Below are 22,410 nucleotides of genomic sequence, written 5' to 3'. Positions count from 1 at the left end.
GGAGAAAAATGAAAAAAATATCTTTAATAGGAGCAGGTCAAATTGGGGGCACTCTTGCTCACTTAATAGGAACCAAAGAAGTAGCTGATGAGGTGGTACTTTTTGATGTTGCGAGTGGCATAGCTAAAGGAAAAGCTCTAGATATAGCCCAATCTTCCTCTGTTGATGGTTTTAATGTGAAATTTTCAGGTACAGACAATTATGAAGATATAAAAGATTCAGATGTAATAATAATCACCGCAGGTGTTCCAAGAAAACCAGGAATGAGCAGAGATGATTTATTAGGTATTAATCTAAAAATTATTAAACAAGTAGCAGAAGGCATTAAAAAAAATGCACCCAATGCATTTGTTATATGTATCACCAATCCGTTAGACGTTATGGTGATGGCCTTTCAAAAATTTTCAGGGTTACCAGCAAATAAAGTAGTTGGAATGGCAGGAATTTTGGACAGCTCAAGACTTAAATTATTTTTATCTCTAGAGTTAAATGTTCCTGTAAAAGAAATTGAAGCAATGGTTATGGGAGGTCATGGAGACACAATGGTTCCTCTACCAAGATTCACAAAAGTTTCAGGTAAACCATTACTAGACTTAGTTAAAGAAGGAAAAATATCTCCAGAAAGATTAGAAGAAATTAACCAAAGAACTAGAGATGGTGGAGCTGAGATTGTTAAATATTTAGAAAAAGGTTCTGCATTTTATGCGCCAGCAGCTTCAGGAGTACAAATGGCAGAAGCATATTTAAAAGATGAAAAAAAATTACTTCCATGTGCAGTTCATTTAAATGGAGAATATGGAGTTAGCAATGTTTATGCTGGTGTACCAGTAATAATTGGAAAAGATGGTGTTGAAAAAATAGAGCAAGTAGACTTGGATGAAAAAGAAAAAAAAGAATTTATGCACTCAATAGATGCTGTGAAAGCATTATGGGAAGCTGCATCAAAAATAGACTCAGATCTATCTAAATAAATCATGAACATTCATGAACACCAAGCAAAAAAAATCCTAAAAGAATATGGGGCAGTTGTGCCCGAAGGTGTTTTTGGTTTCACAGTTGATGAGTTGCTTGAAAAAGCAAAATCATTAAAAACAGAAAAGTTTGTATTGAAAGCACAAATCCATGCTGGTGGAAGAGGTAAAGCAGGAGGTGTAAAAATTTTAGATACTATTGAAGAGCTAGGTGTTGCAGCAAAAGAATTATTAGGAAAAACACTTGTAACACACCAAACTGGCCCTGAAGGCAGAGAGGTAAAAAGATTATATGTGGAAGTATCTTCTAATATAGATAAAGAATTTTATTTATCCTGCTTAATTGACAGAGCTAGTTCAAAAATTGTATTTATTTCCAGCGATCAAGGTGGAATGGATATTGAAGAGGTTGCAGATAAAACACCTGAAAAAATTATAACAACAAAAGTAGATATTGTTAATGAAATCTCAGATGCTGATTGTGAGAAGATAATTAAAATTTATAGCTTAACCGATGATGCTAAAAAACAAGCAATAGCACTAATTAAATCAGTATATAGTATGTTTTTAGGTACAGATGCTAATATGGTTGAGGTTAACCCACTAATATTAACTGAAGAAAAGAATATAATCTGCTTAGACGCGAAGGTTAATTTTGATTCTAACGCATTATTTAGACATCCTGAAATTATAGAGTTAAGAGATTTAAATGAAGAAGATCCAGCAGAAATAGAAGCGAGCAAACATGATCTTGCTTATATAAAATTAGATGGAAGTATTGGTTGTATGGTTAATGGAGCGGGTTTAGCAATGGCAACAATGGATATAATTAAATTATATGGCGAAGAGCCAGCAAATTTTCTAGATGTTGGTGGTGGAGCCTCAAAAGAAAAAGTTTCTGCCGCGTTAAAAATAATTCTTTCAGATAAAAACGTTAAAGGCATATTAATAAACATTTTTGGTGGAATAATGAGATGTGATGTTCTTGCTCAAGGTGTTGTTGATGCTGCTAAAGAGATAAATATAAGCGTTCCATTAGTAGTTAGACTTGCAGGAACAAATTTTAAAGAAGGAAAAGAAATTTTAGATAATTCAGGATTAAAATTAATTTCAGCAGAAAATTTAGATGATGCTGCACAAAAAATAGTAGAGGCTATAAAATAGAATGTCAGTTTTAATTAATAAAAATACAAAAGTTATATGCCAAGGCTTTACAGGTACACATGGTACTTTTCATTCAGAACAAGCATTAGCATATGGAACGAATCTTGTAGGTGGAGTTACTCCCAAAAAAGGAGGACAAAAACATCTTGAACGTCCAGTATTTAATACTGTAGCTGAAGCTAAAAAAGAAGTTGGTGCTGATGCAACTATGATTTATGTGCCAGCAAAATTTGCAGCAGCAGCTATAATAGAAGCTATTGATGCATCCATTGAGCTTATAGTTTGTATTACTGAAGGTATACCAATTCAAGATATGCTTCGCGTTAAACAAAAGCTAAATAGTTCAAAAAGCAGATTGATAGGACCTAACTGTCCAGGAATAATTACTCCTGATGAATGTAAAATTGGAATTATGCCTGGAAATATTCACAAGAAAGGTTCTGTGGGAATTGTTTCAAGATCTGGAACTTTAACCTATGAGGCAGTTGCACAAACAACTGAAAATGGGTTAGGACAATCTACTTGTATAGGTATTGGTGGAGATCCAATAAATGGAACAAACTTTATTGATTGTTTAGACTTATTTTTAAATGATGATGAGACAGAATCTATTCTTATGATAGGAGAAATTGGTGGATCTGCAGAAGAAGACGCAGCTGAATTTGTTAAAAACCACAAAATAAAAAAACCTATGGTTGGATTTGTAGCTGGAATAACAGCACCCTCTGGAAGAACTATGGGGCACGCAGGAGCTATTATCTCAGGTGGTAAGGGTGGAGCAGAGGATAAGATTAAAAAAATGGAAGAATGTGGGATTACAATTGCAAAATCACCATCTGAACTAGGTAAAACATTATTTAATAAATTATCTAATTGAAAATTATTTTTCTGATATTATATCAATAAAATAGATGTCATCATCAAAAAATCTCGAATTCGAAAAAACGTCATTTCTTAGTAAATCAAATAGTGCATTTATAGAACAAATGTATTTAAAATTTATCAATAAAGACAAAGATCTCCCTGAAAGTTGGCGGCATTACTTTGATGGTATAGGTGAAGATTTAAGCATGATTGCCAAGGAAATTAATGGACCATCATGGGATATTAAACAAAAAATTGATATTGATGAAATTGAAAAAAGGATCGAAGAAGATGAAAAAAGAATTTCTAATGGAAGCAATGATGTAAAAGTTAATTCAAAAGATTTAATCAAAAGTAATCTTAACTCAATTAGAGCTGTTGCATTAATTAGAGCCTATAGACAAAGAGGACATTTATTAGCAAAGCTTGACCCACTCGGAATGATGAAAACGGAGTATTTAGATGAACTACATCCTGAATATTATGGGTTCAAAAAAGAAAATTATAATGAAAAAATTTATTTAGATGGTGTAATAAATAAAGAGCACTCTACTGTAAAAGAAATAATAAGTTTTTTAAAAAAAACTTATTGTGGGCCAATTGGTTATGAATACATGCATATATCAAACCCAACTGAAAGAAAATGGCTTAGAGATAGAATTGAGCAGGATGAGAACTTTCTTCAATTTACAAAGAATGGTAAAGAAGCGATTTTAAATAAACTTATTCAAGCTGAGGGATTTGAAAAATTTTTACATACAAAATATGTTGGTACAAAAAGATTTGGACTAGATGGAGGAGAAAGCTTAATCCCTGCTTTAGAACAAATTATTAAAATTGCTGGTCAATCAGAAGCTAAAGAAGTTAAAATTGGAATGTCTCACAGAGGTAGGCTCAATGTGCTAGCAAACGTTTTACAAAAATCATACAAAAGAATATTCAACGAATTTGCGGGAGACGTTCAAACAACAGGAGAAGAAGGAGCAGGAGACGTAAAATACCATTTAGGAGCATCGTCGGATAGAAAATTTGATGGAAATTCTATACATGTTGGTCTTACAGATAACCCTTCGCACTTAGAAGCAGTTAATCCTGTTGTATTAGGACAGACTAGAGGAAAACAATTTTTTCATGAAGATAAAGAAAGAAATAAAGTTTTGCCTATTTTAATACATGGTGATGCAGCATTTGCAGGACAAGGTGTTGTGGCTGAATGTTTTGCAATGTCTGGCTTACCTGGCCATAATACAGGTGGAACAATTCATTTTATTGTTAATAATCAAATAGGTTTTACTACAAGCCCAAGGTTTGCAAGATCATCACCATATCCATCAGATGTTGCAAAAATGGTAGACGCCCCAATACTTCACGTAAATGGTGATGACCCAGAAGCAGTTGTTTATGCGACAAGAATTGCAACAGAATTTAGATTAAAATTTAACAGAGACGTTGTTGTTGATATAATCTGCTACAGAAGGTTTGGTCATAATGAAGGAGATGAACCTTCATTTACTCAACCATTAATGTATAAAAAAATTAGATCACACCCTACACCAGTAGAAGTATATGGAAGCAAATTAGTAAATGAAAATACACTTTCAGAGGATGAACTTAAAAGGTTTAAAACTGAATTTAAAAGCTTACTAGATGATCAATACAAAAATGCAAAAGATTATAAGCCAAAAATTGAATGGTATGAGGGAAGTTGGTCAAGATATAAACCAGAAAAAGGAAAGGATAAAAGAGGTGTAAGTGGTTTTGACCAGAAAAAACTTTTAGAAATTTCAGAAAAGATTAATTCAACACCAGAGGAATTAAATTTACACAAAACTATAATTAAAATTTTAAATACTAGAAGAGCATCAGTATCAGATGGCAAAGGTATAGATTGGTCAACAGCTGAAGCTTTGGCATTTGGCTCATTATTAGAAGAAGGTTATCCAGTAAGATTGGTTGGGCAAGATTCAGGAAGAGGAACGTTTAGTCAAAGACACTCAGTTCTAAGAAATCAAGAAGATAACTCCAGATATGTTCCACTAAATAATATTTCAAAAGTTCAAAAACGATATGAAATAGTAGATAGTTTTTTATCAGAATTAGCAGTTTTAGGTTTTGAATATGGTTATAGTTTAGTTCAGCCAAATACTCTAACAATGTGGGAGGCGCAATTTGGTGATTTTGCAAATGGCGCACAAGTAGTAATAGATCAATTTATAGCATCAGGTGAGAGAAAATGGACAAGGGCATCTGGGCTAGTAATGCTTCTGCCTCATGGTTATGAAGGCCAAGGACCAGAACACTCTTCAGCAAGACTAGAAAGGTTTTTACAACTCTGTGCTAATGATAATATGCAGATAGTAAATTGTACAACACCAGCAAACTACTTTCATGCTTTAAGACGTCAAATGCATAGAGAATTTCGAAAGCCACTAATAATAATGACTCCAAAATCTTTATTAAGAAACAAGCATTGTGTTTCAAATATAGAAGACTTTGATAAAGATACATTTTTCCACAGAATTTTATGGGATCATGCATTAGATGAAGAAAATGGATTTATAAAATTAAAAGAAAGCTCAAAAATTAAAAAAGTAATTCTATGTTCAGGAAAGGTTTATTTTGATCTGCTAGATGCTAGAGAGAAATTGAAAAAAGATGATGTAGTGTTGTACAGAGTTGAACAACTTTATCCTTTTCCAGTTAAAAGTTTAGTTAAAGAAATCAAAAAGTATGCAAAAAATGCTAAATTTTATTGGTGCCAGGAAGAACCAAAAAATATGGGAGCATGGTTTTCCGTAAGGGATTATATACAATGGACATTAGAAACTATTAACGCTAATAATAAGGAAATTTCTTATATAGGAAGAAGTCCAGACGCATCTCCTGCAACAGGGTTTGCAAAAAGGCATATTTCACAACAGCAAGAAATTATTAACAAGGTTTTTGAATAAAAATGAGTGAAAAAATTTTAGTACCAGTTCTGGGAGAAAGTATTACTGAGGCGACAGTTGCTAAGTGGCTTAAGAAAGAGGGTGATACAGTTGAAGCAGATGAGGCAATTGTAGAATTAGAAACTGATAAAGTTAATTTAGAAGTTCCGTCTCCCATAGATGGAGTTTTATCTGAAATAAATTCAAAAGATGGTGAAACCGTAGAAGTAGGAGCTCTTCTTGGTACGATAAGTCAAAATGGAACTCAACCATCTGAAAAAAAAATAATTACAAAAATTGAACCTAAAAAAACAGAAAATAATGTAGTTAATTTAGAAATTAAAAAAGAAGCTCCTAAAGTTTTTAAAGAACCTGAAGAGGAAGAACCTTTAATATTAACCAATGAGGTTAAAGAAGAGAAAACTGACACTTCAAATAAAAATAATGAAATACTTTCACCAGCTGTAAGAAAAATTGTAGTCGAAAATAAAATTGATTTAAAAAATGTTAGTGGCTCTGGTAAAGAGGGTAGAATTCTTAAAGGTGACCTAATTAGCATGATGGGAGAAAACCCACAGCCATCAGAAAGAAAAATTAAATATGGTCAAGAAGAGAGAATTAAAATGTCTAGGCTTAGACAGACAATTGCAAAAAGATTAAAACAAGCACAAGAAAATGCAGCATTATTAACAACCTTTAATGAAGTTGATATGACTGGCATAATGGAAATGAGAAAAACGAACCAGGAAGATTTTCAAAGTAGGTATGGAATTAAATTAGGGTTTATGTCATTTTTTGTAAAAGCATGTGTTGCTGCACTAAAAATGTATCCATCAGTTAATGCTGAAATTGATGGAGATGAAATTATTTATAAAAACTATTATAATATAAGTTTTGCAGTAGGAACTGAAAAGGGATTAGTAGTACCAGTATTAAGAGATGCTGATCAATTATCATTTGCTGATATCGAAAAAAATATTAAAACTATTTCTGAAAAAGCTAGAGATGGAAAAATAACCATAGAAGACCTTCAAGGTGGAACCTTTACAATTAGTAATGGTGGAGTTTATGGCTCAATGTTATCTACTCCAATATTAAATTTACCTCAATCTGGTGTGTTAGGTATGCACAATATAGTTGAGAGACCAATGGTAATTGATGGTGAGATTAAAATTAGACCTATTATGTATCTAGCCTTGTCTTATGATCACAGAATTATAGATGGAAAAGAGTCAGTATCGTTCTTAAAAATGGTCAAAGAAAACTTAGAGGATCCAAGAAGGTTATTTTTAAATATTTAAATGTCAGATAAATTTCAAGCAGTTGTAATAGGTGGTGGTCCAGGAGGTTATGTCTGTGCAATAAGATTGGCACAATTGGGACTTAAAACAGCATGTATAGAATCAAGAGGTTCATTAGGTGGAACTTGTTTAAATGTTGGGTGCATACCTTCTAAAAATTTATTAAATATTTCTGAAAATTATCATAAGGCACAAAATTTTTCTAAACTTGGCATAGAAGTAGGTGAGGTAAAACTTAATCTTCAAAAAATGATGCAAAATAAGGATAAAGCAGTAACAATATTGACTAAAGGTGTAGAATTTTTATTTAAGAAAAATAAAGTCACTTATTTTAAAGGCACTGGAAGCTTTAAATCTGCAAATAAAATCTCAATATTAGATGATCAAAAAAAAGAAACTATAATTGAAGCAGATAAAACGGTAATTAGCACAGGATCTATGCCAGTAGAATTGCCAGGAATGAAATTTGATGAAAAAATAATTGTATCTTCAACAGGTGCATTAACTCTGCAATCGGTTCCAAAAAAAATGGTTGTAGTTGGTGGAGGTTATATAGGATTAGAGATGGGATCTGTTTGGTCTAGATTAGGCTCCGAAGTTCATGTGGTAGAATTTCTTGATCATATTACGCCAGGAATGGATAGAGAAATATCCTCAGAATTTATGAAAATTTTAAAGAAACAAGGAATTAACTTCCACATGCAAACTAAAGTAGAGGGAATTACTAAAAATACCAATGGAGCTAGTGTTTCAACGTCTGACAAAAATGGAAAAAAAATCAATTTTGATTGTGATGTTGTTCTTATATCTGTTGGCAGAAAACCTAACACTAACAATTTAAATTTAGAAGTAATTGGTGTTGAATTGGATGAAAAGAAAAGAATTATAACAAATAAAAGCTTTCAAACAAATGTAAGTAATGTTTATGCAATTGGTGATGTAATAGATGGACCAATGTTAGCGCACAAAGCTGAAGATGAAGGTATTGCAGTTGCAGAAAATATAGCAGGACAATCAGGGCATGTAAATTATGATATTATTCCAGGTGTTGTTTATACAACTCCAGAAGTTGCTTCAGTTGGAAAAACTGAAGAGCAATTAAAAGAAGCAAATATAAAATACAAAATTGGTAAATTTTCGTTTATGGCAAACTCAAGAGCTAAAGCAATTGATGAAGCAGAAGGCTTTGTTAAAATTCTAGCTGATGAAAAAACAGATAGAGTTCTAGGAGCACATATTATTGGACCTCATGCAGGTGAATTAATTGGAGAAATTGGAGTTGCAATGGAGTTTGGTGCTAGTGCTGAAGATATTGCAAGAACATGTCATGCACACCCAACATTTTCTGAAGCTGTAAAAGAAGCAGCGTTATCAGTAGATAAAAGAGCAATCCACTCTTAGAGTACTACCAAATTTTAACACCTTTAAAAATATTGATAATCATTAGTGCGTAGTGATAATTTATCTTTATGAAGTATTCAAAAATATATCTAACAATTTCTCTAGTTTGGATAATAGTTGTGGGTTATTTAGTTTGGGCCAATGGTTTATATGCAAGAGGTGACAAAAGTTTTAGATTAGATGAATGGATCTGGTTTGGTATCGTTCCAGCATTAGCCCCATATTTATTTGTATTTATTTGGAAACCTGAAGCAATAAAAAATATATTTAAATCTTGATTGTTTTTAATTTAATTTTAGTTTTTTTTATTGGAATTTGTTTGGGAAGTTTTGCAAATGTTTGTATTTTCCGATTACCAAGAAATAAACAAACAATAACTGGACGATCTTTTTGCCCTAAATGTAAAAAAAAAATACAATGGTTTGATAATATACCATTAATTTCTTATTTATTATTAAGTGGTAAATGTAGAAAATGTCATAAAAGTATTTCATTAAAATATTCTATAGTAGAGGGTATTTGTGGGGCTGGTTTTGTATTAATTTTTTTAAGTTATAGCAATTATACTTCAATTGTTTTTTTGAGCTTATTATTTATATTATACTTAATTATATTTTTTATTGATTTAGAACATTTCATTATTCCAGATAGCTTAAGCTTTACTCTAATGTTTTTAGCAATATCAAAAAACTTTTTACCGAATATTAATGCAAGTTTTATTTATGATATTAATCAATCAATTATTGGAGGAATGATCGGTTACCTTTCTATTTGGACTATTATTTATATTTATAAAGTAATAAAAAAAATTGAAGGCATGGGCTTAGGGGATGCTAAGTTGATGGCAGGTATAGGCCTATTATTTGGTTGGCAAGCAGTACCTTTTGTGCTCTTTGCTGCTTCAATACTAGGATTACTTTATGTTACACCTTCTTTGGTTAATAAAAAAATAAACCTTAAATCCCAAATACCTTTTGGGCCACACATTATTTTAGGTAGCTTAACATACTTTTTATATGGAGAGTTTTTATATAATTTGGTTTTGAAAGCTTAAGATTATTGATTCGAAAATTCTTTTCGATCAGTCCACCATTGATTTATAATTTCAAGCGAATTTTTTTCTAGAGTATAAAATTTTATTCTTTTATCTTTTTCATTTAATGTCTTTAAAAAATAACCTTTTCTTAAACCTTCGTTTAAAATAGTTTGTATGGTTGTTCTTTTCCCTAATTTCTTTGGAATGGTTTCACAGAGATATTCAAAACTTACAGGATGATTTTCATTAAAACTTGCTAGGGAAATTTCTAAAACTATTACAGAGTGCAATCTGGTCTCATAGTAGAAACCTTTTATATCTGTCGTATTACTTAAATTATAAAACTCTTTAAGATATTTTTCTGTTTTATATTCTGCATCTTTATCAATCATACGGCGATCTTTACCGTATAGTACTGGTAACAAAATAACATACCAAATTTCAACAGTTTTTTTGTTCGATTTAAAGGGTTAACATCTAACAATGATAGATAAAGTTAATGTTTTAGCAAAAGAAAATAAGAATATATCAGATTTTCATCTAAGAGGGGGTTCGGACATATCCTATAGACTTATGGGAGATATCGTAATCGTACCTGATAGTAAAATTACCGATAAAGACTTAACGGATCTTTTAAAAAATAATTGTGCAGAAGAAGAAATAAAAAAATTTGAAACTAAAAATGAATTAGATACTGCGGTTATTTTAGGAGACTTAAGATTTAGAGCTAATTTTTATAAAACTTTAAATGGGCTTGCTGCCGTATTAAGAAGAGTTGAGACTAAAATTCCATTAATGGAAGATTTAAATCTTCCTCAAATATTATTTAGTTTATTAGATGCTCATAAAGGGTTGGTGTTAGTTACAGGACCAACAGGTTCAGGAAAATCAACAACACTTGCAGCAATCATTAATCAAATAAACGAGTCTAGACCATCAAACATTATAACCATTGAAGATCCTGTAGAATTTATCCACAAAGATAAAAAAAGTATAGTTTCTCAAAGAGAAGTTGGAAAGCAAACTGAAAGTTTTACTCATGCATTGAAAGCTGCGTTAAGAGAAGATCCAGATGTTATTCTTGTGGGTGAGTTAAGAGATCTTGAAACTATTGGTATGGCTTTAACTGCAGCTGAAACAGGTCACTTAGTTTTTGGAACCCTGCATACAAGTGGAGCACCTAATACTGTAAATAGAATTATTGATGTTTTCCCACCTGAACAACAAGGACAAATTAGAGCACAACTAGCAGAATCGTTAAATATGGTTGTCACCCAAAAATTATTTAAGAAAAAAGATGGAACGGGAAGAGTAGGTGCGTTTGAAGTTATGGTTTGTAATGCTCCTATCAAGAATTTAATTCGTGAAGCAAAAATTCATCAAATTCCAAGTGTTATGCAAACAGGCCAACGAGAAGGCATGATGACCATGGATAAATCAATTGAAGATTTAGTTGGCAGAGGAGTTATTTCAAGTGCCGAAAAAAATAGTTAAGGGTTTTACTTTAATAGAACTTTTAGTGGTTGTTGCAATCATTGGAATCCTCGCTGCGGTAGGAGTGGTTGCTTATAGTAAATATACAAGCATTGCTCAAACAAGAGTTATTAAAGCACAAAATAATGAAATTTATAATTTCATTAAAACTGAGACATCTATTCAATGTGTTAATTATTCTGATCAATTATCACTTAGTTTTGAAGAATGGGGCAGGATATATAAAAAAACAGCAGTATGTAATTCTAATTGGGGATCATGGAATGGAGATTGGGACGTCGTAAGTAAAATGTTTAATGTATTTAAGTATTACTTTCAAATGAATCCTGATGTGCGATTTAAAAATCCAGTTTCTTCAAAGGTTAAACACCGAAACTCACAAGGATTTAATCCTTCATGCCCTTCATTAGGAGATGCAAAAAATATGCTTCCTGGTGAAACATGTATTACTTATGAGAGCTTAGGGTCTCGCGCTGTAAGTGTTAATGCATGTTCAAATAAAGGCTTTAATACTTGGCTTCTAGTTGTATCAAAACTTCCAAACAATGAATTTTATTTCAATTGCGCAGGTAAGATTTGGTAATGAAAAAAAAAAAATTAAAGCTTTTACAATAATTGAACTTCTAGTTGTCCTTGCAGTTATGGGTGTATTTGCAGTATTTGCTTATCCTAATATCTCAAACTGGATCAACGATCGTAATGTAAAAAAGGAAGTTTATGACGTTGTTACTTTTATTAAAGAAAGAAAATTAGAAGTAATTAATGATAAATATGGAATGATACAATTAAGTTTAAAGCCAAACCTAGAAGTTTACACAATGAGTAAAGTAAATTTTATTAATACTTACAGAAGTATTTCGAGCAATAGTAGCTTTAAAAGAAACAACCAATGCACTTATGGCACAATGCAATCTGGATTCGTAAGGAATCAAAGCTTAGAAACATTAAAATTAAGTGTCTCAAACAATGATAGCAATGTTCATGTTTATCCAAATGCAGCACATAATCCCTCTAATACTGTGCTTTGCTTAACAAAAGATAATTCAATTAGCTATATGAGGTTAAGAAAAACAGAAAGAGACTCAGAAACAGGAAAAACAGTAGATATCTTTATCTTCTGTTCAAAATCAAACTCAACCCAATACTCATGTAAATATAATGCCAACCTTGACCATATGTACAAAATAACGATAAGCAAAAATACAAACATGAAAGTTTATAAAAAAAATAAAAATAAGAATAGTTGGATAAAAATAGATGGTTAAAGCAAATAGAGGAATTTCATTAATAGAGTCGATGGTTTGTGTGGTAATAATTGGTATTGGATTTATAGCAATCATGCAGCTTTCAGCTTTTTCAATTAATTCAATGGACCGAGCAACTGAAAAAAATAAACTTAATTTTTTATCTGAAATGGTAATGGAGGATATGATTGGTGACCCAGATAACGCCTCTGGTTATGGTGGCTTTAATCAAACTTCATGTACTTATTCAAATACAAGCACCTCTAATCTTCATCAGAAAAAAAAAAATAAATGGAGAGACAAACTTTCAGAAAAGAATTTTTTAAAGATTGACAATAAAGATAAAAAACCGACCTGTGTGTCAGGTGATACAAAGAAAACGTTTATAGGTAATGGTAATACTTCTGGTCGACTTAATTTTTTTACAGGCAAGGGAAAAAGAAAAAAATATTTAGGAGTAGTATTTAAATGATAAAAAAGAATTCTGGTTTTACTCTTGCAGAAATTTTAGTATCAATTGTAATTGGAGCAATCAGTATTCTGGCTGCATTCGCCTCTTATAATTATTTTAATAAAACTCATCAATCTATTACACAGAAAGCAGCTATTAATAGTTCTGCGCGAGAAGCTTTAGCCATGTTAGCAAGGGACCTTAGAAATACAGGATACCATCATGTAGATTTTGCAAATTATAATTGTGAAGGATTAAGAGAATCTCAGTATGATTATATAGGGATTGGTCAAAAAGGAAGAACAAACGGATATTATGGTCAAGCCGATGGTTTAACAGTATTTTATTCAATCTCAGCTAAAGAGAGAATAAGAATACAATATTTTGTAACAAAACATCAGAATAGTTCTGATTGGTACTTAAAGAGAGTTGTTAATATCAATCCAGTTGGTCATTCAAGGTCAGGATGTGGTGCTTGGACTAGGAATTATAATATGCCAGTGGATGATGAAGTGCTGGTTCCTTACATTGAAGATTTTCAAATTATACCAAAAGATAAAGATGGAAACGTTTTATTTCCAGTATGCACTTCTTGTAGCAATTATGAAAACTCATATGGGGGGCAGACTAAAAGTAAAGAAAATATGAAAAAAGTTCATACAGTAGATGTTTATTTGACATTAAGATCACCAAAAGAAGTTTATGGTAAGGCTAAAATAACTAAAATTATTAACGGTGAAGCTCCGTATGGAAGTAACATAAATGTTCCGGCTGATAAATATTATCGAGAAACTTTTTTTGTCAGTGTACATACTAGAAATCTAGCAAAGCCTATTGCGATAGCTGAAACAACAGGTGAAAGCATTGGACAAACATCAACTTATAATAAATGAAACCTAAATTTATAAATAATAAAAAAGGATTTGCTCTTCCATTGGTATTATTACTTTTAGTGGTGATGACAATTATGGGAATGACATTAGTTACAATTTCCTCAAATGAACATAAAGCAAATAGTTACAAAGACTCAAATCAACAAGTATTTTATGCAGCAGAAAGTGGAATATCAGTTGCTAAGAAATATATGGTAGATAATACAAGTACATTTAATGGTTCCCAAAGTAATTTAGATGGAAATCTAAAATTCTGTAAGGCATCTTTTTTTCCTAATTTAAGAACTTCAACAGGGTTTCATTTTGATAAGAAATCACTTAACGAAGTAATTAGTGCATCAGGGGATGAAGCAACAAGACTGGGTAAATTTAGTTTTGAATATTTTATAGCCTATAGCCCAGATCAAAATGGTTACAACTCATCAGCTAAGATAAAATCAGGTACGAATAACACGCTGTACACGATTTATTCATGTGGTTGTAATGAAACTAAAGATAAATGCAGCTCTCAAAGTAACATTATAGTTCCTTTAGAAGCCGTGGTAACCTTGGTCAATTAATGAATAGATTTATAGTTTATTTATTTGGATTTTTTCTACTAGCGCAAGCAAACGCATTAGCATGCAACTTTAAAATTTCTAACTTTGGTGATCCTAAAGAAAATGTAAAACTTGAAGGACCACAACCCATTTCAATGCCAGATCAATTTGGTGGGGAAAGTTTGCTTTTCCCCATAATAGACGTATGTAAAAATGACAAATCATTTGATGGGACAATGCTAATTTATCTTTATATAGAAAACAAATTATCTCAAATTCAACTCTATAGACCTAATATGCAAGACACAAAGTTGATGGATTTTGCAATGAACAACTATGGTAAATTTAATTTACCAGAAGGCTTACCAAAATTAATGTGGCGTGGAAATTATCAATGGGAAATTGGTAATGATACTATTGAATATATTAAAACAGATATTCATGACGGACATGCTGAGGTTATAGAAATCACTAATAAACTTTATGCCAATACAATGGCTGAATACAACGCAAAAGTAGGTGAATGGTTAGACTCTCAAAAATAATTATTAGTTTACTTTTGGTATTTAGCTTTCAAGCAGAAGCTAAAAATCCACCCCCTGGAACAGGAACCTCAAATATCCCAGCCAATATTTTAATTATGTTGGATAACTCAGGAAGCATGAGCACAAAACTGTATGCATCGGTACAAGTTTATTATCCTTTGGATACAGCAACAGATAGTTCGGGTAATGTTTATGTATTGGAATATCACAATAGTAGAATCAAAGTGTTTGATAGTTCTGGAAAATACTTAAGAAGTTTTGGTAGTCATGGATACGGATGTAATCAATGGAGGTATGCAAGACAGTTTGATATCTACAATGATGAAATTTATTTAGCAGACACTTATAATCATAGCACAATAAGAATGAGTTTAACGGGACAATGTATTGCTAAAGAAAGTACTATATATAATTATCCACACGCAATAGCCGCACATAGTGCTTTTGTATACGTTGGCTATACGAGTTGGAGTGGTCATGGAAGATACATTAGTGCAGTTCATAGACATAGGTTAAATGCTTCAAATACTATTGACACAGGTTATTCTTCTGGTTTGCGTTACGCTTGGGGTATGTCACTTAATAATGGAGGAAATAGATTGATTATTGCAGACTACTCAAGAAATCAACTATATGAGTATAGTATAAGCAACTATAGTAGTACCAGATCAGCCGTTAGTTTGTCCTTGCAACAAAGATCAAGTTCAAGTTATTCATCTTCAAACGGTTATTTTCAAAGACCAACTGATGCAGCTTACGATAGTAGTGGCAATATCTATGCATTAGATCTTTATGGCAATAGACTTCAAAAGTTTAACTCTAGTTTAGTTTATCAGGCTAAAGTTGGCAGAAACTCTACTACCTCTGGATTTAGAAACCCTTACGGAATGCATATAGATAGTAATGATAAAATTTACGTTGCAGATTATTCTAATCATGCAGTTAGACAATACGATACGAGCTTAAGTGAAACAGCAACATATGGAGGTGGATCAGGTACTCGTTTATCAGCTGCAAAAAAAGTAATTAAAAAAATAGTTTCTGATACTAATTTAACAGCGGGAGCTAACTTTGGCTTAATGGAATGGTCAACAACCAGATCATCTGACACAAGAATTAGAGTTAAGATATCAGATAATGGTGCAAAACAAATTTATGCAAATGTAGATGGTGTTAGTGCCACAGGGTATACAACAGATTTACGACATGCAATGAACACTGCTAGAAATTACTTTACCAGTGGACAAGTTCCAGATTGGAATTTAACCTGTTCTTTAAATTTTTTAATTGTTATCAGTGACGGTGCCTGGGGTAGCCATAGTTCAGTTATAAGCATCACCAACCAAATTAGATCAGCTTATGATATAAAAACTTTTGCAGTAGGTTTTGCTTTAAGTGGAGCAAGCTCAAACTATAGTACACTCGCTACTGCAGGTGGAACTGTTAAGCCACTATATGCAAATAATGAAACAGAGTTGTTGGCAAAATTAACTGATGCCATTAAACAGGCTATCTCTGGCAGATTAACATTTACCACACCCGCTGTGATGTCTGATGTAAGTAGAAATAATTTTATATACCAATCTACATTTGAGTATGCAAAAGATATGCAATGGAAAGGTAGTTTAAAAAAATATAAATTAAATACTAATGGTAGCTTTGGGGCAGTTCAATGGGATGCTGCTGATAAATTAAATGCTAAAAGTGCCTCATCTAGAAACATATGGACACCAGAAATTAGTACAAGTATTAATAATTTTACAACAGCTAATAGAGACTCTTTAAAATCAAGAATGTTTCCAAGTCAAGCACCAACAGATACAGAAGTTGAAAATTTAATTAATTTTATAAGAGGGGTAGATACTTATGATCAAGATGGCGATGGTAATAAAACTGAATCTATCCATAAACTTGCAGATATTTATCATTCTGATTTAATTATAGTTGGAAAACCAGAGGCACCTGCAACAGATGATGGTTCAATTAACTCACAGAAGAAAGATTCTTATTATAGATCTCAAAATAATTATAATAATTTTAAAAGTGGTTCTACTTGTGGAGGTCCTTGTGCTAATCGTAAAGAAACTATTTATGCAGGGGCTAACAATGGTATCCTCCATGCATTTGATGCCTCAAATGGTGAAGAGTTATGGGGATATATTCCACCAAATGTTTTAGGGAACCTCGAAAAGATCCCGTCAAGTAAAGCTAATTCAACAAATGCTATTTATGGTATTGATGGCTCTCCTGTTGTTAAAGATATCTACTTTGATGACACTCCAAACGATGGAACAACTAATCCAAGATGGCGAACAATATTATTAGGAGGACTTGGAGCGGGTGGCAAAGGTTTATATGCAGTTGATATTACAGACCCAAATAGCCCAACACATCTTTTTGCAATACATAATGATGATACTAATAAGGCTATCCAGCATTGGGGATCTAATAGAATGAAAAATGATTTTGGTTATGCAGGAGGAAGTATTGACGCAAAATATGATTATAGAAAATTAGGTGAGACGTGGTCAACACCTAGAATAATTAGAATTAAAGTTGATGGTAAAGATAAATGGGTTGCAGTATTTGGTGGAGGATATAATGGTGCCGTTAATCCTAATGTTGGTTCTGCAGTATTTGTAATGGACTTAGAGGATGAGGGACGATTATTAAAAGTAATTGATATAGAAGACACAGCCGCACAATCTTATAGTTGGTCAACACCTAACCTTTTTAAAAGAACTAGTCGTTTAACTAATAATAATACTAGTTGGAAAGAATACGGTTATAATGGTGGTTATGGAGTATGTTTTGACTCTTCAAAAGGTGAAACTATGACACTTGAACTTACACCTCCAGTTGGTTACACAATAACTTACTCTAAGAACACTGGATCAACAGCTATCACAAATGGTGTAGGAACAGATAATGACTGTGTAGAATATATAACTTTTGATGAGCCTTGGCCAAATACAAGGTATGGAGGTCCTCCTAAACCTGATAGTGGATCAATTTTCTTTAGAAGACAATTAAACGATATAGTTAATTCTTTACCTGCAGACTTGAGTGTGATCACTGCAGATGGCACTAATAAAGCAAATTATAATGGTGCATTGATTTATGCTACGGACTTAGAGGGAAAAGTAACCAAGATTAATTTAACTGAAAATTTTGTCATGGATACAGATCAAAATAGCTCTACCTACAATTCAATTGTACGCCCAGTTGCATCTGATAAAGAGGTGCATCAAACTACATTATTTACTGCAGAGGCAACTTCTGCAAATGGAAGATATATTTATACAAGACCAGAAGTTACAATTAATGCTGATAATAATTTATGGTTATATTTTGGAACTGGAAACACTCAAAAGCTTCAAACACAATCTTCACAAGTACAAAATAGAGTTTATGGAATAAAAGATAAGAACTTTCCAAACTTTGTTAAAGTTAGCCCCACGGGTAACGTTTCAATGTGCCAAACAGCACCCACTTGTCCAGGTGGAACGGATCTTGGTTGGTATGTTAACCTTCAAAAATCTCAAAAACTGACAGCAGAACCTACTGTTGATAAAGATAGGGTATATTTTCCAATATATGAGCCAAGTCCTGCAAACAACAAATGTGGCATTGGAAGTGCTATATTAATGGCATTTAACACTACATGTGGAAACTCAGTATTAAATGTTAATATGGGTAAAGGAGTTCTCTCAAAAGTAGTAAAACAAGGAGATAATCTATATATTGGCCTAGGTGGAGATGCTAATAACAATATTGCAGGCTTTACTTCAAAAGATAACCTAATTACTGGTAAATCTAAGGCAAAAGCATCATCTGCAGCAGTTCAGTTAGAAAGCTGGAAAGAGAACTATTAAATATAAAAAATTTAACTTAATTTTACTACTCTAACACAAAATATTAGTACCTTACAAAAAGCTATATTTACCAGTAATTTTATAAATCACCCTAAATATTAAAAATTATAACACAAAAAAAATTTAGTCTCTCACAAAGCTAATTAACTCTAACACAAAGCTAATTAACTCTAACACAAGTATATTGTTACAAATTAAGCACATCAATAGCTAGTTTTTACTTAATTTTGAAATCATATTTTCTAACACAAAAAAATGCTTCTCTAACACAAAAATAATATGTTTAACAAAATAATTTATGAGTTTTAAAATATTTTAAGTCTTAATTGATAAAAAATAATAAAAATAAATATTGGTACCAATTTTAAATAGTATTTTTTAGATAGTTCTTAAAAAACATATAATTGTTTTTTGGTAGTTTTTATTTCTCAAATTAATTGGTGTTGTTCTTCGGTAGTTTTAGAAGGGGTGTTTTGTGTTAGAGTTTTCATTAATTGAGTGAAAATTTGTAAAAATTAGACTTCATGGAAAAAATTCATAAAAAAAATGGAAGATTACATATTTATGTACGCCAAGATAAATATAAAGGCGAACTAAAGTCACATAATTATGTTGGAAGAACATTTATTAATGGAAAACAAAAAGTAAGCTCATCTGGAACAGCTAATTTAGAAGAAGCAATTCCTATTTTAGAGAAATGGTTTGATGAATTACAATTAGAAGATAGGGTTGAAGAAAACAATAGTGAACAGACTGTAGATCAACCAGAAAATACTTCAGAAATTAATTTAGAGCAACCACAAGAAACAATATCAACTGAAAAAGAAATTGTCGAAGAAAAACCTAAAGAAGGTTTAAAATTAAGTATGTTAGACAAATTAAAAAATATAAAATTTTCTAAATCAAAAGATGCAACGCCAACTCCTGGTGAGCCTTCTAAAAAAAATAAAGAAAATAAACTTAAAGCAGTTTTTAAAAATTTCTTTCAATCAAAAGTTAAAAAATTAAGTATTGATGGAGAAGAGATAGCAGGTCTAGATATGACGAGGGAAGCTGTGAGAGTTGCACAAGTTTCTCAAGATAAAGAAGACAAGTGGATATTAGATAAGTTTTCTTATCGATCATTAGATCAAGAAAAAATAAGTGAAAATTTATTAGAGCATAAAGATTATTTGTCTGAAGAAATTGAATTAGCTATGGCTAATGCAAAAATTACTACAAAAAATGTTGCATTATCTATTCCAGTTACGAGTGCAATTATTAGAGTGGTTACTAGCCCGTTGATGTCTGATGACGAGTTGCAAAAAGCAATTGAGACAGATTCATTGTGGGATAATTTAGTGCAACTAACTGATAATCTAAACGACTATTCAATTTTTCATCAAATTATAAATAGAAATTCAAAAAATAATACGATGGAAATTTTATTTGTTGCTTCAAAGTTGGCAGATGTAAATGCTTATTCTGCTATTGCAAAAAAAGCTGGTCTCAATCCTGTTATTATGGATGTCCGTTGCTTCACTTTAAAAAATGCACACGATAATACAAAATATAAATCAATTACTGATAAAGGAAATTCAGCAATATTAGAGCTTGGCATAGATGAAAATTATATTATGATTATTCATAATAATATTCCAGTCATCACAGATATTTTTTTAAGACCTCAAGAAAAACAACACTTATTAGAAGTGACAAGTGATCAAGTTCCAACTGAAGCTGATGCTGTTGTTCGAAGATACGCAATGCAAGTTAAGCAAGCAATTACAGACTATGAGAGTAAATATGAAAATAAAATTACATCAATTCAGGTAGTTTCAAGTTTAAAAAATATTTCATTTTTATTACCTGCATTTAAGAAAAATTTACCAACTACTGGCTTTATAAATTTTGATCCTTTGCAAAATGTTGGAATACCTTCTTATAATAGTGAAAAATTCAATAATGATAATAAGTCACCTTTAGCATCAGTTCTTGGTTTAGCTTATCGGAAATTAGATGTGTTTGGTTATTACAAATTTGTAACGGCAGTTAAAAATATAAACTTACTACCCAACAGGGATGCTGTACGTCAGCAAAATAAATTAAAGTTTTTATCTGGTTTTGCATTTAAAGGAGCAGTGGGTGCTATTGCAGGTATTTATTTAATCTTAACCGTTTTTTCATTTTTCCAAATTAGCAACAATAAAGAAAAATTATTAGAATTTGATCAAGTACAATTAGAATTTGATAAATTGAATAAAGACTTTTCTCTTCTTGCTAAAGAAAGAAGAAAAATGCAACAAGCTTTAGATCTTGGAAAATTAGTTAATTCAAACCAAGCACGGTCTTATAGATCACTAGCACAAGTAACGAGAAGTGTTCCTCAAAGAGTTCAATTTACTAAAATGACTTTTGATGGGAATGCTAGTTTAATTATTGAAGGGGTGGCTTTCTCTGATCAAGATATTTTAAATTTTATCTCAAATCTAAATTCTAAATCTTTAATTGAGCAAGCATCTTTAGCTGCTATGAAAAATCAAACAGGTGAGACAAATTCTGGAAACAATAACAAAAAGGGATTTACAATCAATTGTAAATTAAAAATAATTTAATGGATCTAGCAAATTTAAAAAATATAGATTTAAATGATATAATTCAAAAACTAAAGAGTGGCGGTTTTTCAGATAAAAAAATATTAATAAAATTTGGTGGTGGATTTGTTGCAATACTAATTTTTTTAATTGGCTATTATGCTTTTGTCTCTCCAATTGTTCAAGCGCAAGTAGAGCAAATTAATATAATGAATGAAAATAAAATCAAAATAGAGGAATTTAGAAATAATATTGCAACACTAAAAGGTGCAGTTAAAAATTTAGAACCTGAATATGAAAAAAATAGTAAATTATTTCATAGCAAAAAAGAGGTTGAGGATCTTTATCAAAACATTAGTAAATTTGCACTAATCAACGGTCTATCTATTACAAACCTAAAAAAAGGTGAACCAAAAGCAGTTGCTGGAGACCCGCAGACTCAAAATACAGGACAAACAACTGAAAATAATTCAGATCAAAACACAAACACCACTGAAAATTCTGAAGGACAAAAAGAATTGTATTACTCAATTCCAGTTGACTACGAAATCCAAGGAAATTTTTTAAGTTACCTCAAATTTAGAAGAGCATTATCTAAATCACAAAAAGTTATTAATTTTGACAAAGAAGAAATTACTATCATTGCAGAAATACAAGGGCAGATTTTATCAAAAGGAACAATTTCAATAGTGGGGTTACCAAGTGAATACAAATAATAAAAAATTATTAATTTTTCTAATGACATTATTGCTGTGTCAATTTCAACTTATAAACTTAAAAGCAGCAGAGGTAAGCGCTATAGATGATGAAGAGTTACCAGCAATAGATCCTTTTGCAGGAGGGTTAGGCTCTACAAATCAAGTTGTGGAAACAGGCGATTCAGTAAGCACAAACAATGGTTTCTTAAATAATATGAGGTTAGTGGGAACAATTCTGGGTAAAAATAAAAAAATTGCAGTTTTTTCATCACCTGATGGGGGTGCATACAAATATGAAGAGGATCAAGAAATTGCAAATACAACAACGATAATAATAGAAATTTTTAATGATGTTGTCATCGTCCAAGATGAAGAAAATAACAAATTTGAAGTTTATATGAACAACATAATTAAACCAAGTGAAGGATAAG

20 protein-coding genes are annotated in these 22,410 nt (G+C 31.4%); 19 read left to right on the top strand and 1 reads right to left on the bottom strand.

From position 1 onward, the window contains the following. Positions 1 to 8 precede the first annotated feature (8 nt). The 8 genes from mdh (at position 9) to AC5YGC_RS06655 (ending at position 9,685) form a co-directional block, all read left to right on the top strand. A complete protein-coding gene (gene mdh / locus AC5YGC_RS06690; protein ID WP_496139444.1) occupies positions 9 to 971 on the top strand; it encodes a malate dehydrogenase in 963 nt (320 codons plus the stop codon). A 3-nt stretch (positions 972 to 974) separates the two neighbouring features. Continuing rightward, complete coding sequence (gene sucC, locus AC5YGC_RS06685; protein WP_496139443.1) at positions 975 to 2,135, top strand: ADP-forming succinate--CoA ligase subunit beta; 1,161 nt, start codon at positions 975 to 977, stop codon at positions 2,133 to 2,135. A 1-nt stretch (position 2,136) separates the two neighbouring features. Then, the gene (gene sucD, locus AC5YGC_RS06680; RefSeq protein WP_496139442.1) at positions 2,137 to 3,012 is read left to right on the top strand and encodes a succinate--CoA ligase subunit alpha; all 876 of its coding nucleotides are present in this window, start codon (positions 2,137 to 2,139) and stop codon (positions 3,010 to 3,012) included. 34 nt (positions 3,013 to 3,046) lie between these two features. Beyond that, the gene (locus AC5YGC_RS06675) at positions 3,047 to 5,950 is read left to right on the top strand and encodes a 2-oxoglutarate dehydrogenase E1 component (RefSeq protein ID WP_496139441.1); all 2,904 of its coding nucleotides are present in this window, start codon (positions 3,047 to 3,049) and stop codon (positions 5,948 to 5,950) included. Between the two features lie 2 nt (positions 5,951 to 5,952). Beyond that, positions 5,953 to 7,230: a 2-oxoglutarate dehydrogenase complex dihydrolipoyllysine-residue succinyltransferase gene (odhB, locus tag AC5YGC_RS06670; protein ID WP_496139440.1), complete on the top strand. Its 1,278-nt coding sequence runs from the start codon at positions 5,953 to 5,955 to the stop codon at positions 7,228 to 7,230. Then, the gene (gene lpdA / locus AC5YGC_RS06665; RefSeq protein ID WP_496139439.1) at positions 7,231 to 8,631 is read left to right on the top strand and encodes a dihydrolipoyl dehydrogenase; all 1,401 of its coding nucleotides are present in this window, start codon (positions 7,231 to 7,233) and stop codon (positions 8,629 to 8,631) included. 68 nt (positions 8,632 to 8,699) lie between these two features. Further along, positions 8,700 to 8,909, top strand: a complete 210-nt coding sequence (locus tag AC5YGC_RS06660) for a hypothetical protein (protein ID WP_415286315.1) — start codon at positions 8,700 to 8,702, stop codon at positions 8,907 to 8,909. Further along, positions 8,906 to 9,685, top strand: a complete 780-nt coding sequence (locus AC5YGC_RS06655; protein WP_496139438.1) for a prepilin peptidase — start codon at positions 8,906 to 8,908, stop codon at positions 9,683 to 9,685. The genes AC5YGC_RS06660 and AC5YGC_RS06655 overlap by 4 nt, the downstream gene beginning before the upstream one ends. Before the next feature lie 2 nt (positions 9,686 to 9,687). On the opposite strand, the gene AC5YGC_RS06650 is transcribed toward AC5YGC_RS06655, so the two are convergent. Further along, the gene (locus AC5YGC_RS06650; RefSeq protein WP_496139437.1) at positions 9,688 to 10,059 is read right to left on the bottom strand and encodes a hypothetical protein; all 372 of its coding nucleotides are present in this window, start codon (positions 10,057 to 10,059) and stop codon (positions 9,688 to 9,690) included. Between the two features lie 91 nt (positions 10,060 to 10,150). On the opposite strand from AC5YGC_RS06650, the gene AC5YGC_RS06645 reads away from it, so the two are divergent. From AC5YGC_RS06645 to AC5YGC_RS06595, 11 genes are all read left to right on the top strand, one after another. Continuing rightward, entirely contained in the window at positions 10,151 to 11,161 is a 1,011-nt protein-coding gene (locus tag AC5YGC_RS06645; protein ID WP_496139436.1) for a PilT/PilU family type 4a pilus ATPase, read from the top strand. Further along, positions 11,142 to 11,744, top strand: a complete 603-nt coding sequence (locus AC5YGC_RS06640) for a prepilin-type N-terminal cleavage/methylation domain-containing protein (protein ID WP_496139435.1) — start codon at positions 11,142 to 11,144, stop codon at positions 11,742 to 11,744. Before AC5YGC_RS06645 ends, AC5YGC_RS06640 begins: the two co-directional genes overlap by 20 nt. After that, positions 11,707 to 12,426 carry a prepilin-type N-terminal cleavage/methylation domain-containing protein gene (locus AC5YGC_RS06635; RefSeq protein ID WP_496139434.1) on the top strand — a complete coding sequence of 240 codons (720 nt, stop codon included), beginning with the start codon at positions 11,707 to 11,709 and terminating at the stop codon, positions 12,424 to 12,426. The genes AC5YGC_RS06640 and AC5YGC_RS06635 overlap by 38 nt, the downstream gene beginning before the upstream one ends. Beyond that, positions 12,419 to 12,877: a prepilin-type N-terminal cleavage/methylation domain-containing protein gene (locus AC5YGC_RS06630; protein ID WP_502314014.1), complete on the top strand. Its 459-nt coding sequence runs from the start codon at positions 12,419 to 12,421 to the stop codon at positions 12,875 to 12,877. The genes AC5YGC_RS06635 and AC5YGC_RS06630 overlap by 8 nt, the downstream gene beginning before the upstream one ends. Continuing rightward, complete coding sequence (locus AC5YGC_RS06625) at positions 12,874 to 13,749, top strand: prepilin-type N-terminal cleavage/methylation domain-containing protein (protein WP_496139432.1); 876 nt, start codon at positions 12,874 to 12,876, stop codon at positions 13,747 to 13,749. The genes AC5YGC_RS06630 and AC5YGC_RS06625 overlap by 4 nt, the downstream gene beginning before the upstream one ends. Then, a complete protein-coding gene (locus AC5YGC_RS06620) occupies positions 13,746 to 14,309 on the top strand; it encodes a PilX N-terminal domain-containing pilus assembly protein (protein WP_496139431.1) in 564 nt (187 codons plus the stop codon). Before AC5YGC_RS06625 ends, AC5YGC_RS06620 begins: the two co-directional genes overlap by 4 nt. Next, positions 14,309 to 14,833 carry a hypothetical protein gene (locus tag AC5YGC_RS06615; RefSeq protein ID WP_496139430.1) on the top strand — a complete coding sequence of 175 codons (525 nt, stop codon included), beginning with the start codon at positions 14,309 to 14,311 and terminating at the stop codon, positions 14,831 to 14,833. Before AC5YGC_RS06620 ends, AC5YGC_RS06615 begins: the two co-directional genes overlap by 1 nt. Continuing rightward, complete coding sequence (locus AC5YGC_RS06610; RefSeq protein WP_496139429.1) at positions 14,812 to 18,708, top strand: PilC/PilY family type IV pilus protein; 3,897 nt, start codon at positions 14,812 to 14,814, stop codon at positions 18,706 to 18,708. The genes AC5YGC_RS06615 and AC5YGC_RS06610 overlap by 22 nt, the downstream gene beginning before the upstream one ends. A 524-nt stretch (positions 18,709 to 19,232) precedes the next feature. Continuing rightward, positions 19,233 to 21,302, top strand: a complete 2,070-nt coding sequence (gene pilM / locus AC5YGC_RS06605; protein ID WP_496139428.1) for a pilus assembly protein PilM — start codon at positions 19,233 to 19,235, stop codon at positions 21,300 to 21,302. Next, positions 21,302 to 21,997, top strand: coding sequence for a pilus assembly protein PilO (locus tag AC5YGC_RS06600; protein WP_496139427.1), 696 nt, complete (start codon positions 21,302 to 21,304; stop codon positions 21,995 to 21,997). The genes pilM and AC5YGC_RS06600 overlap by 1 nt, the downstream gene beginning before the upstream one ends. Continuing rightward, a complete protein-coding gene (locus tag AC5YGC_RS06595) occupies positions 21,984 to 22,409 on the top strand; it encodes a hypothetical protein (protein ID WP_496139426.1) in 426 nt (141 codons plus the stop codon). The genes AC5YGC_RS06600 and AC5YGC_RS06595 overlap by 14 nt, the downstream gene beginning before the upstream one ends. The last annotated feature ends 1 nt before the right edge of the window (position 22,410 follow it).

This window comes from Candidatus Pelagibacter sp. uisw_138, from assembly GCF_059512485.2.
The sequence above is the reverse complement of the archived record's forward strand: the minus strand, read 5'-3'. Positions and strand labels throughout refer to the sequence as shown.